Here is a 15,880-nt window from a genome sequence, read left to right as displayed (position 1 = left end):
TCCCCGCACCGCGTACTCGACTTTCACCGCGCTGTCGCGGCGATCCCGTCGCGCAATGCCGCACGGGCACGGTCGATCTCGGCCGCGCTCGCGGCGGAGCGCGGGAAATCGTCCGGGAGTTCGGCCAGCACCACTGCGACGATGTCGGCCCGGCGACGGTACCGTTCGCGCGGCGGCAGAGTGAACAGGGCGTTCACCAGGGCGTCGGCGCTCGCGAGATCGAAGACCGATTCCCAGGCGACGCGCTCGGGACCGAACCCGAAGCCGGAACCGCGCGAGCCGGATCGGGCACGGGCGGTGGCGTTCTCGTCGACCCGGCCGCCGCTCAGCACCACGCCGTAGTCGCGCGCCGCCACCGTCTCCGACACCACCCCGCGGCGCACATCGCGGGCCACCGCCTCCGAATCGCGATCGAAGGGATCACCGTAGCCACCCGCACCCGACGTACACAGCGTGACGATGTCCCCGCGCCGCAGCGGCAGCACATCGACCTTGGCGACCGCGGAACCGTTGACCGACAGCCGAGCCGGTGCACCGGGTCCACCACCGGAGACACCCCACGGCCGGAAGCATTGCCGTTCCAGGCCGCGCGCGAGCAGCCGGGCACCGTCGTCGAGCACCCGGAAGCTCAGCTCCAGCCCGCAACCACCGCGCCAGCGCCCGGCACCGCCGGAGTCGGGAATCAGGCCGTAGCGCAGGATCTCCACGCCGATCTCGGTCTCGACGGTTTCGATCGGATTGTTGGACAGGTTGGAGATGCCGCTGTCGCGGCCGTCCACCCCGTCGGCGCCGAATCGGGCGCCGGTACCGCCGACCATCGGCTCCAGCACCTGCACGTTGTCGTGCTCCGCCACCACCACCGGGACGACCAGGCCGCTGGACGCCGCCGGAAGCACCTGCGGCGCGGCCAGTCCGAGCGCACCCCCGAGTGCGTCGTTGACCCGGGACGCCGTGGCGTGCCGGACACCCACCGCCGCCGGTCGCACGGCGTTGACGACACTGCCTTCCGGAGCGTGCACGCTGATCGGCCGCACCAGGCCCGCGTTCAGGGCGATCGTCGGGTCCAGGGTGCAGATCAGCGCGAGCACCCGCGTGGTGATCCACGCGTGCGGGCGGCCCAGGCTGGCGATGTTGAAGGCGGCGGCCACCTGCGGATCGGTGCCGGTGAAATCCAGATGCAGATCACCGCCGGCGAGAGTGGCGGTGACGGAGATACGCACCGGAATCCGGGACACCGCATCGTCGTCGAGGTAGTCGACGAATCGGAATTGCCCGTCGGCCAACGTCGCCAGCGCGGCGCGGGCCTTGGCGGCGGTGTACTCGACCACGTCGACCTGGGCGTCGAGCACGTCCCCGACACCGTGCCGCGCGACGATCGCCGCCAGCCCGCCGCGTCCGGTCCGCAGCGCCGCCAGCATGGCCTGAAGATCGCCCCGGTTGGCGTCGGGCGTGCGGGTGTTGGCCGCCAGCAGGCGTTCCACCGCCTCGTCGGGCACCCCCGCGCGGACCAGTTTCACCGGCGGGATCTGCAAACCCTCCTGGAAGATCTCGTCGTTGGTGGGCGACAGACTGCTCGGCACCCGGCCCCCGATATCCGAGCAGTGGATGAAGGCCCAGCCGTATCCGATCAGCTCACCCTCGTGGAAATACGGCGCGATGAGCTGGATATCGGTCAGGTGCGTGGCCAGCCCGCCGGAGGTGAACGGATCGTTGGTGATGATCACATCGCCGGGTTCGAGCGGCCCCACGGCCGCCGCAGCGGTGGCGACATCCAATCCGACGAAACCGGACACCCCGATCCCGCGCGGATACGCGAAGAACCCGCCGTCGGGACCGGCCAGCGCACAACAGAAGTCGGCGGTCTCCTTCACGTACAGCGACCGGCTGGTGCGTTGCAGGGTCAGGCACATCTCCTCGGCGAGCGCGGCGAACTTGTTCCCGACGATCTCCAGGGTGACCGGATCGAGTTTCATCGCCGCACCCGCAGATTGCCGAATTCGTCCACGGTCACCGTCCAGCCTCCCGGCACGACCACGGTGGTGTCCTCCTGTTCCACGATGGCGGGACCATCGAATCGATCCCCCGCCCGCAAGCCCGCCCGATGCAGAATCCGCGCGGAAACCCATTGCCCACCCAGGAATGCCGGCCGCGTTGCCGCGGGGACGGCTGTCTCGGGGCGGGCGGCCACGCCACCGGACGTCGCCCGCGGCAACGCCGTGACCAGCGGCCCGACCACCGTCAATCGCGCTGTCCCCACACGAATCGGCGTCTGTGGATCCCGAAAGCCGTACAGCCGTTCGTGTTCGGTGTGCAGCGCCGCGCTCACCGCGTCCACGGTCAATACGTCCAGCGGCACCCGTAGTTCGAAGGCTTGGCCGTGGTAGCTCAGATCCGCCGAGACGGTAAGGCGCGGCTCGCCGGTGGCGACCCCTTGTTCGGCAAGCCAGGTCCGGGCCTGCTGCTCCAGGTCGGCGACGATCTCGCGCAACCGGGCGATCCCCGCCTCGTCCAGCGGCCGCCGCAGGCTGCGGGCGAAGTCGCGGCGCAGGTCGGCGGTCGCCGCGCCTTGGGCGCAGAAGGTGGCGGCGGCGGGCGGTACGACGATCTCGGTGATGCCGACCTCCTCGGCGAGCGCCGCGGCATGGGTCGGACCGGCGCCGCCGAATGGCACCAGGGTGAATTCGGCGGGATCGAAACCGCGCTGTACCAGCACTTTCCGCAATTCGACGGCCATACCCGCGGTGGCGATCCGCAGCGCCGCGGCGGCGGTCGCCAGGCCGTCGAGCCCGAGCCCCGCGCCCACCTCCGTCAACACCCGGTCGGCAGCCGCCGCGTCCAGCGTCATCCGGCCGCCGAGAAAGCCTGTGGGCGAGAGCAATCCGGTACGCAGATAACAGTCGGTGACGGTCGGCCGGGTACCGCCACGCCCGTACGCGGCCGGACCCGGATCCGCGCCCGCACTGTCGGGACCGACCTTGAGCAGGCCCTGATCGTCGACCCGCACCACCGAACCGCCCCCGGCCCCGATGGCGTCGACCGCCACCACCGGCAGCACCAGCGGCAACCCGCCGATCGTGGTGCTGGTGGTGATCTCCGGAACCCCGGCCACGGCGACGGAGATATCGCTGCTGGTACCACCCATGTCGAAGGTCACCAACCGCGCGATGCCCGCCTCGGCGGCCAGCGCGGCCGCGGCGGTCACCCCGGACGCGGGCCCGGACAGCACCGTCTCCAGCGGACGATCCCCGGCGGCCCGCACACTGAGCGCACCGCCGTTGGATCCGGTGATCGTCACCGGGGCCGTGATGCCGAGTTCGGCCAGCCGCTGTTCCAGCCGGGCGAAATAGGCGTGCATCAACGGCTGGATGTAGGCGTTCATACAGGTGACGAGGGTGCGCTCGTATTCGCGCACCTCCGGCCACACCGTCGCCGACGCCGCGACCTCGGTGCCGGGCAGCAGCTCCGCCAGCCGCGCGGCCACCCCGGCCTCGAATCCCGGATCGGTGTGCGCGTGCAGCACCACGACCGCGACGGCATCCGCGTCGATCCCGGCGGCGGCCGCGGCCAATTCGGCATCGGAGGGGATGCGGGCCGCCGTCCCGTCCGGCCGCAGCCGGGCGGGCAACTCCACCACCGCTTCCCGCGGCACCAGCGGCTCCTCCTTGGCCGCGTGCAGGTCGAACGACGACGGCATCCGGCTGCGCCCGATCTCCAGAATGTCGCGATAGCCCTCGGTGACCGCCAGCGCCAGCCGGGCGCCGCGCCGCTGGATGATGGTGTTGAGCCCGATGGTCGTGCCGTGCGCGATCGCACCGAATTCACCGGGCGCGATACCCGCCCGCGCGGCGATGGCCGCCAGCCCCCGGGCGACGGCAACGGTCGGATCGCCGGGCGTGCTGGGCTCCTTGTGGTGCAGCACCCGATCGGGTAGCACCAGCACGAAATCGGTGAAGGTCCCGCCGACGTCGATACCGGCACGCGCCGCGATCGAGGGATCGGCGATCGGTCGAGAGGTCACAACAGCTCCGACAGACGTACGAACCGTTCCAGCACCAGCATCACGACGACACTGATGAGCAACAGCAGGGTGGACACCGCCGCGACCGAGGGATCCAGCTCGAACTGGACCGCCGAATAGATCCGCAGCGGCACGGTGGTGGTGTTGGCCCCGGCGACCAGCGCGGTGATCGCCACCTCCCCCAGCGAGGTCACCGCGGCGAAGACGGCCCCGGCGATGATGCCCGGCCGCAACAGCGGCAGTGTCACCGTCCGGAACACCCGGGCCCGCCCGGCGCCCAGGCTCGCGGCCGCCCGTTCCAGCGTCGGATCCAGTCCGGCGGCGCTGACCAGCGTCGCGCGCACCACGTACGGCAGCGCGATGAGCGAATGCGCCAGCCACAGGCCGGTGATCGTATTGGTCAACCGCAGCCCTTGCAGGTAGTACAGCAGCCCGAGCGCGACGATGATCTCCGGAACCAGCAAGGGGCTCAACGCGATTCCGGACAGCACCCCGCGCCCCGGGAAGCTGCCGCGCGCCAGCCCGTAGGCGGCCGCGGTGCCCAGCAGCACCGTGGTGATCACCACCGACACCAGCAGCAGCCCGGACAGCTGGAACGACACCAGCCAGTCCCGCGACGAGAGCACCGACGAGTACCAGCGCAACGAGAAGCCGCTGGGCGGGAACGCGACCGAATCCGCGGCGTTGAACGACGCCACCACCAGCACCACCAGCGGCGCCAGCAGGAAGACGAAGACCAGTGCGACGGCGATCCGGCCGCAGATCACGGCCGCCCGGCGTCCCGCGGCCGACCACCGGCTAGCCATGGAGCCTCCGCGCCCACAGTTGCAACCCGCCGCCGAAGACGGCCGTGCAGATCCCGGTCAGCATCAGCAATACGAAACTCAGCGCCGCCGCCATCGGATAGTCGTATACGCTCGAAACCTGGTCGTAGATCCGGATTCCGGCCAGCGGCTGATTGGTGCCGCCGATCAGTCGCGGCGTGATGTAGATACCCATCGACAACGCGAATACGATCAGCACCCCCGCCGCGATGCCCGGCAGGCTCAACGGCACGGTGACCCGCCAGAAGGTGCGCACCGGCCCCGCTCCCAGCGACAGCGACGCCCGGGTGAGATTCGGTTCGATGCCGCGCAGCGCCGTGGTGAGCGGGATGATCGCGAACGGCAGCAGTACGTGGGTCACCGAGACGACCACCGCGAGGGTGCTGCCCAGCAGATGCGCCGGCTGCGACCGCAGCCCCGACCCGACCAGGATCCGGTTGACCAACCCGTTGCCGGACAACAGGATCGACCAGCCGTAACTGCGCACGACCACGCTGGTCAGCAGCGGTGAGACCACCACCAGCAGCAACAGGGTACGCAGCACGCCCGGCCGCCGATGCGCCAGCACGTAGGCGGCGGGATAGCCGAGCACCAGGCACAACACCGTCACCACCAGCGCCACGTACACACTGTGCACCAGCGCCTGGGAGAAGAAGGATTCGGTGAACACCCGCCGGTACTGCCCGGTGGTGAAACCGGACTGCGCCTGCCCGTATTCGTCCACCGGCCGGAAGCTCATGATCAACATCCGGATCATCGGCAGCACGAGCATCAGCACCAGGAAGATCAGCGCGGGCAGTACCAGCGCCGCACCCCGCCACCGGCCGGACCCGGTCTCACCCGAGGACGATGACATCGTCGTCCTCCCAGCTCACCGTCACCACACTGCCCACCTCGGGCGCGTGTTCCGCCCGTGCGGTCAGGTGCGGGCCACCGGCCGGTTCGAGTTCGAGCTGCCAGCCGTCGCCGAGGAAGGAGCGCAGCCGCACCGTCGCCCGCGGCCATCCTGCGGCGGCGCCCAGCCGGATCCGCTCGGGCCGCACGGCGACGGTCAGCGCACCGGATGCCGAGCCGCGCCAGGGGATGCGCACCTCGCCGACGGTCAGTACGCCGTCGGCGGCGACACCGTCGAGTACGTTTGCCGCGCCGAGGAATTCGGCCACGAACCGGGTGGCCGGCGCCCGGTACACCGTCTCCGGCGTGCCGACCTGTTCGACCCGGCCCGCGTTCATGACCGCGATGCGATCGGACAGTGACAGCGCCTCTTCCTGGTCGTGCGTCACGAACACCATCGTGATGCCGAGCCGTTGTTGCAGGGCCCGCAGTTCGATCCGCATCTCGCGGCGCAGTTTCGCGTCCAGGTTGGACAGCGGTTCGTCGAGCAGGACCAGCTCGGGCCGGATCGCCAGCGCCCGCGCGACGGCCACCCGTTGCTGCTGCCCGCCGGACAGCTGACGCGGACGGCGATTCGCGTACCCGGCGAGGTCGACCAGCCGCAGCGCCTCCTCGACCCGTTGCGCGCGTTCGGCTTTCGGAACGCGCCTCACCTTCAAGCCGTAGGCGACATTGTCGGCGACGCTCAGATGCGGGAACAACGCGTAGTTCTGGAACACCAGCCCCAGCCCGCGCCGATGCGGCGGCACGCCGGTGAGGTCCGCCCCCGCCAGCCGGATCGTGCCGGAGTCGGGGCGGACGAAGCCGGCGAGTGTGTTCAGCAGGGTGGTCTTCCCGCAGCCGCTGGGCCCGAGCACCGACAGGAATTCGCCCCGCGCCACGGTCAGCCGGTCCACGTTCAGGACGCCGTGCCCGTCGTAACCCGCGGTCAGACCGGCGATCTCGAGATGATCGCCGGTCCGCACCGCTGCCTCGTGGTGCTCGCTCACCCGAAGATCTGGTTCCATCGCTGCTGCCAGCGGTTCAGGTTCGGCGTGGCGGTGTTGTAGTCGACCCAGGTGAAGGTCTTGTACACGTCCTCGCCGTGCTTGATCTTGGCGTCGAAATCGGCACTGTAGGTGATGGTGTTGTTGCCCGCACCGTAGAAGGTGGCCTCCGCGAACGGTTTCTGATGCGCCGCGGCGGTCAGGTAGTTCAGGAACTTGTACACCTGGTCGGAGTGGGTGGTGCCCGCGGGTACATAGTAGGAGGTGAGCGCGCCCACCGCGCCCGAGGCCGGGTAGGTGAACCCGATCGGCTGACCGGCCTTCGACATGGCCAGCGCCCGCCCGTCCCAGTACGGCACCAGCCAGGCGTCACCGTTCTGCACGGCGGTCGCGACACTGCCCGCATCGGCGGGGAACGACGACACGCAGTTCTTCAGTTTCGCCAGTTCGGTGAAGGCCCGGTCGACGGCGGCCGGATCGGCCAGCGTGCCGCCCAGGCTGTGCACCAGCGCCGAGAAGAACTGCATGCCGGCGTTGTAGGTGAGCGGCGCCAGCGCGATGTGCCCGCAGTAGGCGGGGTTGAAGACGTCCTTCCAGTCCGTCGGCGGCGTGCTGATCTTGTCGGTGCGATACAGCCAGCCCAGCGATCCGGTGGTCAGCGGGGCGCCGTAGGCCTTGCCGTCGACGACGGACTGCTGGATCAGCGTGTTCGACAACTGATTCCAGGCCGGGATCTTGCCGGTGTCCAGCGGTTGCAGCAGATTGCCGCCGACCGCCGCGCGCACCGACTCCGAGGTGAACGCCACCAGATCGAACGGCGGATTCTTACCGCCCGCGGCGCGCAGTTTGGTCAGCCAGTCCGCGTCCGCGCCGAGCACCAGGTTCACCTTGATGCCGGTGTCCTGCTCGAAGGGTGCCACGAATGCCGACGTGAAAGCCTCGCTCCAGGCGCCGGCGAAGGCCGTCACCGTGATGGCGCCGCCGGAATCGCCACTGCCGCCGGTACTTCCGGTATTCACCGAACAGGCCGCAGCGAACAGTGCTGTCGTCGCGGCCAGGATCGCGCCTACGCGCTTGAACATCATGCCTCGTCCTCGGGCCGAAGGGACCCTCGCGTGCCGGGTCCGTGGTTGCCGTACTCGAAAATAACACCGATCGGTCTGATCGGAATTCTCAGATGTCTACCCACGGAGTATCAGAACCACCCCGAACCGCGCTCCGCCACTACGGTTTCCGCTGGTGAGAGGTCTGTGAACCGATTCGGCCGACAGCCCCGCCGGGATTACGATCCAGCTGACGGTAATCCTGGCCCGCGGCCGCCGCTCGGTGGTGTGCTCGACGGCGGCACTACCCCCGATCGAAAGGGCCCTCATGTCTGTCGAATCCGCCACCGAGACGTTCGGTGTCGTCAAACTCGGCCAATACATCGGCGCCCGCATCGAGGGCGTGCGGCTCGGGGGCGACCTCGAACCCGAGACGGTGGCGGGTATCCGCGCCGCGCTCAACGAGCACAAGGTGATCTTCTTCCGCGGCCAGCACCATCTGAGCGAGGACGGGCAGTACGAGTTCGCCCGGCTGCTCGGCACTCCCACCACACCGCATCCGACGGTGAAGTCCCACGGCGTGAAGTCCTTGGCCATCGATTCCCAGCACGGCCGCGCCAACAGCTGGCACGCCGATGTCACCTTCGTGGACCGGCCGCCGAAGGCGTCGATCCTGCGCGCGGTGGAACTGCCCAGCTACGGCGGCTCGACCACCTGGGCGTCGACGGTGGCCGCGTACAACGCGCTGCCGGAACCGCTGAAGCGGCTGGCCGAATCGCTGCGCGCCCGGCACACCAACCAATACGACTACGCGGCCCGGCACGCGGTGGAGCAGCGGTTGCAGGCGGTGCCGGAGGAGTTCGCCGGCAATGTGCAGGCCTACCGGGACGAGTTCGTCTCGACCAACTACGAGACCGAACATCCGGTGGTCCGGGTGCATCCCGAGACCGGTGAACGCGCCCTGCTGCTGGGTCATTTCGTCGCCGATTTCATCGGCCTGTCCAGCACCGAGTCGCAGACCCTGTACAAGCTGTTCCAGGACCGGGTGATCAAGCTCGAGCACACCGCGCGGTGGAACTGGGAGCTCGGCGACGTGGCGATCTGGGACAACCGCTCCACCCAGCACTACGCGATCGATGACTACGACGCCCGCGAGCACCGCAAGCTGACCCGGATCACGCTGGCCGGCGACATCCCGGTGGGCATCGACGGCACGCCGAGCAGGATCATCGTCGGCGATGCCACCGACTACTCGATCGTCGAAGACGTGGCCGCGGCGGCCTGAGCGCCGACCGCGACCGCACCGACCGCGGGCCGTCCGCGGCAGCGGCAGGGAACCCGGGACACGGCGCCGATACCCGTCCTCACCTCGGCCGGTCCCGGGTTCCCCGCTGTCGCCTCAGGCGGCGGCCGGCTGTCCGATCTTGAACAGCTCCAGCATATTTCCGCCCATGATCTTCGCCTTCTCCGGATCGGAGAGCCCGGTCAGTTCGTCTACGAAGCTGATCGGATCGCTCATGCCCTCCGGATGCGGCCAGTCCGAGCCGAAGACGACTCGGTCGGTGCCCATCTGCCGTGCGATGTCGACGAAGTTGTCCTCCCAGAACGGCGTGATGTAGGTGCAGCGCTTGAACGCCTCGACCGGATGCTCGGAGAACTCCTGCGGCATCTTCTTCCACACGCTCTCGAAGCCGTGGATCAGGTTCGGCACCCAGTCCGCGCCGTTCTCGATGGACAGCACCCGCAGGTCGGGGTTGCGCGAGAAGGCTCCGTGGCAGACCATCGCGCTCAGCGTGTCCTCGATCGGCCGATGCCCGACGGCCATCATGCGGAACGCGGTGGGCTTGAACGGCAGGTATTCACTGCCGCCCTCCCAGTCGTTGAGGTATTCCGCGTACCCGCTGTCGGAGGCGTGCATCGAGACGGGAATTCCGGCCTCGACGACCGCCTGCCAGAACGGATCGAATTCGGGCAGACCGGGTGACCGGCTGCCGCGGTAGCCGGGGACCGGCGCCGGCCGCACCAGCACCGTGCGCGCCCCACGCTCCAGACACCACTGGAGTTCCTCGAGCGCCCGATCGACGATCGGCAGCGTGATCACCGGGGTGGCGAAGATGCGGTTCTCGTAGTTGAAGGTCCAGGTCTCGTACATCCAGCGGTTGAGCGCGTGGATCACATCGTGAGTGAGCTCGGGGTCGTCCTTCATCCGCTCCTCGATCAGGCTGGCCAGCGTCGGGAACATCAGCGCGTGATCGAGGCCGAGTTCGTTCATCACCTCGAGCCGCGCCCCGGGCTCCCGGAAAGCCGCGATCGACTTCATCGGCTGGCCCATCACCTCGCGGAAACTCTTGCCGCCGCTACCGTGCCGGAAATACTCCTCCTGCGCACCGGGCCGGGCCACGACCTCGAAGGTCGGGTTGGGGATGTACTCGCTGATCTGCCCGCGCACCACGATCTTGGTGCGGTTGCGCACCTGCACGTAGTCGATCACGTGCTTGCGGTTGTCGGGCAGGAACTTGGTCAGCGCCTCCTGCGTCTCGTACATGTGGTTGTCGGCGTCGAACACCGGGAACGGGAGCTGGCGGGACGGCATGGTCGACCTCCGGAATATGCCGATTCGATTATCACGGCCGGGCAGATTCGCCGCGGGCCGCCCGCGCGGGGCGGCACCACCGGCGACGGGCGTCGCGGTTCACATCCGCGCACTCACTATCTACCGACCGTCGGTAGATAACTTAGAATGGCGGTGCACGGCCTGTCAATGCACCACCCCGGGCACCATCCCGGGCACCACCGGATCGCACGCCGACACGCCCGCACGCGGCTGCCCTAGGATCGGCCGCGGGACGAGAACGGAGCACACACGTGGCAGACCAGCGGGGACGCAACCGGCTCCCGGCGCAGTCGCGCCGGGCGCAGATCATGCAGGTAGCCACCGACCTGTTCGCCGCCGGCGCGTACGAGGACACCTCGATGGAGGCCATCGCGGAGAAGGTCGGCATCCGCAAGGCCTCGCTCTACTACTACTTCACCAGCAAGGACGACCTGCTGACGCAGATGCACAACGAGCGGGTCGAATCGATCGTCACGGCCCACAACACCCTGGTGTCGGCCGGAGAACTCGACCCCCGCACCCTGCTGCTGACCATGATGACCGACCTGGTCACCCTGGTCGGCAACCATCCGCGCCACCTGCGCCTGTTCTTCGAACGCGTCCGCGACCTACCCGGCGACCGCCGCGACCGCATCTCCGAACAGAGCAACCAGTACCGCCGCATGCTCGCCGCCGTACTCGACCGCGGCGTCGCCGAGGGCACCTTCGCGATCGCCGACACCAACCTCACCGCCCTGGCCATCCTGGGCATGTGCGATTCGGTGTACTACTGGTTCCGCCCCGACGGCCCCCGCACCGCCGAACAGATCGCGAAGTACTTCTACGACACCGTGATCCACGGCCTCGCGAAGACCTGAGCCGCCCTCACTCCCCCGCCTCCACCAGGTGCCGGGGTGCGGCCTGCCGCCACGAGTCCAGCACGATATCCCGCAACTCGTCCCGGTCCTCCAGCGCGGCCAGCCGCACCCGAACCCATGCGTTCCACGCCTCGTGCGCCGCGATCCAGAACTTCTGCGGCTCGGCAACCACCAGTTCGTCCCGGTCGACGATCGGACACCGCACCGCCATCGAGGTCTCCTCCTCCGGCAAGGTGAGGAACAACTTCCCCGCCACCCGGAAAATCGGCATACCCCAAGCGAATTGCTCCACCGTCTCCGGCAACGACAGCGCCAGCTGTCTGACATCGTTTCCGGTCACGCTCATACCGGGATCCTGCCAGGCCGCACCGACAGGTCCCGTACGAGCGGACCGGTCAGAGATGCCCGCGCCGACCGGACCGACGGCGTCACGCGTCCCGGGTTTGCAGATGCCCCGGCAGCACGCACACCGCGTCGAGTCCGAACACTCGATTGAGCCGCCCGAATCCCAGCCAGGAACCCAGGCACATGGTGAGCTCCACCGCCTGCCGCTGCGAGTAGCTCGCCAGGAATCGATCCCAGAACTCGTCGTCGATGCCGTGGTGATCGAGCGCGTACCGCTCCGCGTACTCGGCCGCCAGCCGGGTCCGGTCGTCGAACAGATCCGTTGTGCGCCAATCGGATACCGCCATCGCGAACTCGGGCTCCACCGTCACCCCGGCCCGCTCGGTGCGCCAGTCCTGACAGAACAGGCATCCGTTGATCTGCGCGATCCGCAGCCGGGCAGCCTCGAACTCGCGCAGTCCGAGGGTGCTGTGCGAGTACACGGCCATCGCGAATTTGCCCGCGGCAGGACCGATTCCGGGGACCATCTCACCCCAGACGTACTCGATCGGGTCCCGCCCCTCGGGCACATCGATGATCATGTCCTGCTCCTTCCGAAGATGCCGACCGGTGGTGGCACCGGAACGTCGAGCGCGTCGTAGACTCCGGGCTCCGCCTCCACCAGCCATGCGATCGCCCCCACGAGACGCCCCACCGCCGTGGCGTTTCCGCCGGCCGACCGGCTGCCGCCCTCGTCCTCGGCGGTGACGGTCACCTCGATCCGCGGCCGCCCCTCGATGATCACCCGATGCGCCCCGTCCCCGTCCGGCGGCACCGGCCAGTCCGGCGCGCAACCCGGATCGATGCGGGTGACATGCTCGATCACCAGCCGCGGCACCCCGTCGACGATCCCCTGCACCTCGAACCGCACGGCTCCCTGTGTGCCGGAAGCGAATTCCCCCATCCGCTCGGTGACGACGGTGCGCTCCAGGGCACGTCGCTCCAGCGTCTCCCGGATCTCGTCCAGCGGCGCCCCCAGTGCCCGCGCCAGCAACCGAATCTGCCCGCCCCACACCATGGTCGGGACGCCCGCGGCGAGCATCGGCGGCTCGTAGTCCATCGGCTGCCCCATCCCGACCAGGTAGCGCACCGAATCCGGCTGATCGTAGGTGGTGTAGTCGAAGATCTCCTGGCACCGGATCACCTCGATCGCTCCGCCGAGCCCGCTGAGCAGCAGCGGCAGCACATCATTGCCCCAGCCGGGATCCACCCCCGACACGAACAGCGACCCGCCGCCGGCCGCGATCGCCGTCAGCACCCGCTCCCGCTCCGCGTCCGGCGCGCCGTGCCGGTCGTAGAAGGCGTACAGCGCGGGCGTCACCACCACGGCCCCGGCCCGGATCGCCGCGATCACATCGTCCAGCGCCGCCTCGGGCCGGATGTCACCGGAGGCCGCGTACACCACCGCCACCGGCCCCGCCCGCAGCACGGCCTCGACGTCATCCGTCGCGAGCACACCCAATTCCATTCCCACACCGGCCAATTCACCCGCATCCCGCCCGACCTTGGCGGGATCGTGCACGAGTACGGCGGCCAGCGACAACGCCGGATGCGCCGCCACCGCGCGAATCGCGGCCCGGCCGACATTGCCGGTGCCCCAGACAACCGTGGGGATCATCGACCGAATGTAGCAAGCGCTTGGTAGAGAAACCTCAAAATGGGCTGATCACCCCCCAACTCGGCCCGCCGAGCCCCCCGAAAGCTGGCGAACCCATGAACTTCAACTTCGCGAAGGAGACCATCGAACACGTGTTGCCGCAGCATCCAGGCCCAGATGTCCTGGCAGCGCCGGCCGCGGAGATCGCAGCGGGCCAGACTCCCGAGGATCTGAACGCCGAGCTGGTCCACTCCCTCGAAAACCTCGCCCTGAGCACATACAACGGGAAGCTCGGCAACCACGATTTCAGCCGTGAACGCGAGATACCGGGCGACAGCGGACTTGCGATGAACCGTTGGCTGTTGGCACCCGGCTCGGGGCAGTTGCGCGACCGAATGCTCACCGAGTACCGACTCTGCGGGGTGAACTGTGGAACGCGCGGTGGCCCGACCCGAACCGATGCGATCGAGGACTGACCAATCCCGAGCCGATTCCCGGCCTCGGATCGGCGCGCACAGCCGAGTACCCGACCGATGATGAAAGCTAAGTCAACATAGAAGACAGATCGGCAACCCGGTACATTGAATTCGATGTCAATGGGTCTCGGACCCTCCGCGCAAGAAGCCCGCCGGCGGAAGGAGGGTCGTGACCGAACCCGGCCCCAGGGTCAGCGCCGCGGAGATCTCGCGCATGGCAGGCGTCACCCGGGCCACCGTCAGCAACTGGCGTCGTCGGCACTCCGGCTTTCCCAAGCCGGTCGGTGGCAGCGAATCTCGGCCCGAGTTCGACCTGAACGCTGTCCAGGACTGGCTGAGCGGACACGGCAGCAACGCAACGGAGTCGCCGCCGACCGAACTCCGGATGCTCCTGCGCACAAGACAACCCGCAGATGTCGAACAGCTCATGGCGAAACTCCGCTACACCGATGAACATTGGTCGCTGCGAGGCAGGCACGCCGACACCGCGCTCGTGCCGGTGATGGATCGGGTCACCGCTGTGGAAGGTCCTGTCGCGGTCCTCGACGCGCTGGCCGAACGAGCGCTGGAGGACACACCCACGACCGGCCTCTACCCGACCCCCACCGTCGTCGCCGAACTGATGGCGGCACTTGTGCCCTCCGCAGACACGGTGTTCGATCCAGCCTGCGGTGGCGGTGCACTGCTGTTGGCGGCGGCCCGAACCGGAGCCACCGAGCTGTACGGCCAGGACGTCCTGACCGCGCAAGCGCAGCGCTCCCGGCTGCGCATCCAGCTCGAGACCGGCCTGACGCCGACCGTGCACACCGGTGACAGTCTGTCGGCGGACGCCTTCCCGGACCTGAAAGCCGTTGCGGTCCTGTGCAATCCACCCTACGGGCAACGCGACTGGGGATCGAGCCGGTTGTCGTTCGACGACCGCTGGGATTTCGGCGTCCCACCGCGCGGAGAATCCGAACTCGCCTGGATACAACACGCGGTGACCCACCTCGCACCCGGCGGCACGGCGGTGATGCTGTTGCCCCCCGCCGTCGCGGATCGCGGCTCAGGACGCCGCATCCGGCTGGAATTACTGCGCAAGGGCGCGCTGCGCGCCGTGGTCGGCCTGCCGCCGGGAGTCGCGCAGCCGTGGCACATCGGCCTGCAACTGTGGCTGCTGCGCAACCCCGCAACAGATCCGCCCACCTCGGACACGGTCCTGTTCATCGATACGACCGGGCTACCGGGAACCGACTGGCCGAGCGCGTCCGAAGCCGTGATCGGCGCGTGGCGGGCATTCGACGTGACATCACCCGATGACGCGGTGATTCCGGGCGTAGCCGCGGTCGCCCGGGTGATGGACGTACTCGGCGACGAGGTCGATCTCACCCCCGCACGCTATGTACGGTCTGCGCTGGATCCCGAGACCGTCGCCATTGCCGTCTCGGATTGGATGGCCCGGCTGGCCGACCAGCTGAACCAGCTGCAATCGACCGTCGCCGCGCTGGGCGACTGGTCCACCGGCGCCGCACCGCAGCGGCGCGACGGCACCATCGCCGATTTCGCGAATGCCGATGCACTGCAATGGTTCCGCGCGACGCCTCCCGGCTCGGAGCACTCCCGCGACCCGCGGCGGATACTCACCGCAGCGGATATCGCCACGGGTGGGCCGCCATCCGGGAGTTTCACCACCACGCCGCCCGGTGACATCGTGGTGATCGAAACCGGGGACGTGCTCATCCCAGCGGTGCGCAGCGGCCGCACCGATGTTCGAGGCGCGCACGTAGCCGGGCCGAAAGAGGCTGGCGCGATCTGCGGCCCTCAGATCCACCTGCTGCGGACGAATCCCGACCGTCTGGACGCCTGGTTCCTGGCCGGGTTCGTCACCGGCGCAGACAACGTGACCGCTACCCGCACGGCCACCATCCGATTCGACCCCGGCCGCATCCGAATCCCTTTGGTGCCGTTGGAACAACAGCGACGGCACGGCACGGTGTTCCGGCAACTGCGAGAACTGCGCACCGCTGCGGCGCTGACCGACATGTATGCCGCAAAGGTCGCACAAGCGGTCACCTCAGGGCTCACCGCCGGAGTGTTGATGACGCCGACCGAGCCGCCTTGACCACTGGATCATTGACCGGCATCGCACATGCGAGTCCCGAACAGAACTTTCACCTCGCCGGTTTCCGGACCACCGGCTCGACGGTC

14 protein-coding genes are annotated in these 15,880 nt (G+C 68.8%); 4 read left to right on the top strand and 10 right to left on the bottom strand.

Annotated elements, in window-relative coordinates; translation table 11 throughout:
- Nucleotides 1–23: 23 nt before the first annotated feature.
- Genes LBW94_RS07070 through LBW94_RS07045 form a run of 6 tightly spaced genes read right to left on the bottom strand, consistent with a single transcriptional unit; the run spans nt 24 to nt 7,807 of the window.
- Nucleotides 24–1,973, bottom strand: coding sequence for a hydantoinase B/oxoprolinase family protein (locus LBW94_RS07070; RefSeq protein WP_225057396.1), 1,950 nt, complete (start codon nt 1,971–1,973; stop codon nt 24–26).
- Nucleotides 1,970–4,018, bottom strand: coding sequence for a hydantoinase/oxoprolinase family protein (locus LBW94_RS07065; protein WP_225057395.1), 2,049 nt, complete (start codon nt 4,016–4,018; stop codon nt 1,970–1,972). The genes LBW94_RS07070 and LBW94_RS07065 overlap by 4 nt, the downstream gene beginning before the upstream one ends.
- Complete coding sequence (locus tag LBW94_RS07060; RefSeq protein ID WP_225057394.1) at nt 4,015–4,824, bottom strand: ABC transporter permease; 810 nt, start codon at nt 4,822–4,824, stop codon at nt 4,015–4,017. Before LBW94_RS07060 ends, LBW94_RS07065 begins: the two co-directional genes overlap by 4 nt.
- Nucleotides 4,817–5,698 (bottom strand): ABC transporter permease, encoded by an 882-nt coding sequence (locus LBW94_RS07055; RefSeq protein ID WP_266270165.1) that lies wholly within the window; start codon nt 5,696–5,698, stop codon nt 4,817–4,819. The genes LBW94_RS07060 and LBW94_RS07055 overlap by 8 nt, the downstream gene beginning before the upstream one ends.
- Nucleotides 5,679–6,725, bottom strand: coding sequence for an ABC transporter ATP-binding protein (locus LBW94_RS07050; RefSeq protein ID WP_225057393.1), 1,047 nt, complete (start codon nt 6,723–6,725; stop codon nt 5,679–5,681). Before LBW94_RS07050 ends, LBW94_RS07055 begins: the two co-directional genes overlap by 20 nt.
- Complete coding sequence (locus LBW94_RS07045; protein ID WP_225057392.1) at nt 6,722–7,807, bottom strand: ABC transporter substrate-binding protein; 1,086 nt, start codon at nt 7,805–7,807, stop codon at nt 6,722–6,724. Before LBW94_RS07045 ends, LBW94_RS07050 begins: the two co-directional genes overlap by 4 nt.
- 286 nt (nt 7,808–8,093) lie before the next feature.
- On the opposite strand from LBW94_RS07045, the gene LBW94_RS07040 reads away from it, so the two are divergent.
- Nucleotides 8,094–9,050 (top strand): TauD/TfdA dioxygenase family protein, encoded by a 957-nt coding sequence (locus LBW94_RS07040; RefSeq protein WP_225057391.1) that lies wholly within the window; start codon nt 8,094–8,096, stop codon nt 9,048–9,050.
- 114 nt (nt 9,051–9,164) lie between these two features.
- On the opposite strand, the gene LBW94_RS07035 is transcribed toward LBW94_RS07040, so the two are convergent.
- Nucleotides 9,165–10,358 carry an amidohydrolase family protein gene (locus tag LBW94_RS07035; RefSeq protein WP_225057390.1) on the bottom strand — a complete coding sequence of 398 codons (1,194 nt, stop codon included), beginning with the start codon at nt 10,356–10,358 and terminating at the stop codon, nt 9,165–9,167.
- Nucleotides 10,359–10,630: 272 nt separating this feature from the next.
- Between LBW94_RS07035 and LBW94_RS07030 the strand changes: the two genes are divergently transcribed.
- A complete protein-coding gene (locus tag LBW94_RS07030; protein ID WP_225057389.1) occupies nt 10,631–11,236 on the top strand; it encodes a TetR/AcrR family transcriptional regulator in 606 nt (201 codons plus the stop codon).
- A gap of 7 nt (nt 11,237–11,243) precedes the next feature.
- Here LBW94_RS07030 and LBW94_RS07025 read toward each other — a convergent pair whose 3' ends face one another.
- The 3 genes from LBW94_RS07025 to LBW94_RS07015 form a co-directional block, all read right to left on the bottom strand.
- The gene (locus LBW94_RS07025; protein ID WP_225057388.1) at nt 11,244–11,582 is read right to left on the bottom strand and encodes an MmcQ/YjbR family DNA-binding protein; all 339 of its coding nucleotides are present in this window, start codon (nt 11,580–11,582) and stop codon (nt 11,244–11,246) included.
- A gap of 82 nt (nt 11,583–11,664) precedes the next feature.
- The gene (locus LBW94_RS07020; protein WP_225057387.1) at nt 11,665–12,162 is read right to left on the bottom strand and encodes a carboxymuconolactone decarboxylase family protein; all 498 of its coding nucleotides are present in this window, start codon (nt 12,160–12,162) and stop codon (nt 11,665–11,667) included.
- Nucleotides 12,159–13,238, bottom strand: a complete 1,080-nt coding sequence (locus tag LBW94_RS07015) for a dihydrodipicolinate reductase (RefSeq protein ID WP_225057386.1) — start codon at nt 13,236–13,238, stop codon at nt 12,159–12,161. Before LBW94_RS07015 ends, LBW94_RS07020 begins: the two co-directional genes overlap by 4 nt.
- A gap of 95 nt (nt 13,239–13,333) precedes the next feature.
- On the opposite strand from LBW94_RS07015, the gene LBW94_RS07010 reads away from it, so the two are divergent.
- Together LBW94_RS07010 and LBW94_RS07005 are read left to right on the top strand one after the other, a co-directional pair.
- Nucleotides 13,334–13,693 (top strand): HNH endonuclease family protein, encoded by a 360-nt coding sequence (locus tag LBW94_RS07010; RefSeq protein ID WP_225057385.1) that lies wholly within the window; start codon nt 13,334–13,336, stop codon nt 13,691–13,693.
- Nucleotides 13,694–13,862: 169 nt separating this feature from the next.
- On the top strand, nt 13,863–15,794 hold the full coding sequence (locus LBW94_RS07005) for an N-6 DNA methylase (RefSeq protein WP_225057384.1): 1,932 nt from the start codon (nt 13,863–13,865) through the stop codon (nt 15,792–15,794).
- Nucleotides 15,795–15,880 lie beyond the last annotated feature (86 nt).

Source organism: Nocardia sp. alder85J, assembly GCF_020176955.2.
Classification (GTDB): domain Bacteria; phylum Actinomycetota; class Actinomycetes; order Mycobacteriales; family Mycobacteriaceae; genus Nocardia.
Note: the sequence above shows the minus strand (reverse complement) of the source record. Positions and strands in the feature narration are given on the sequence as shown.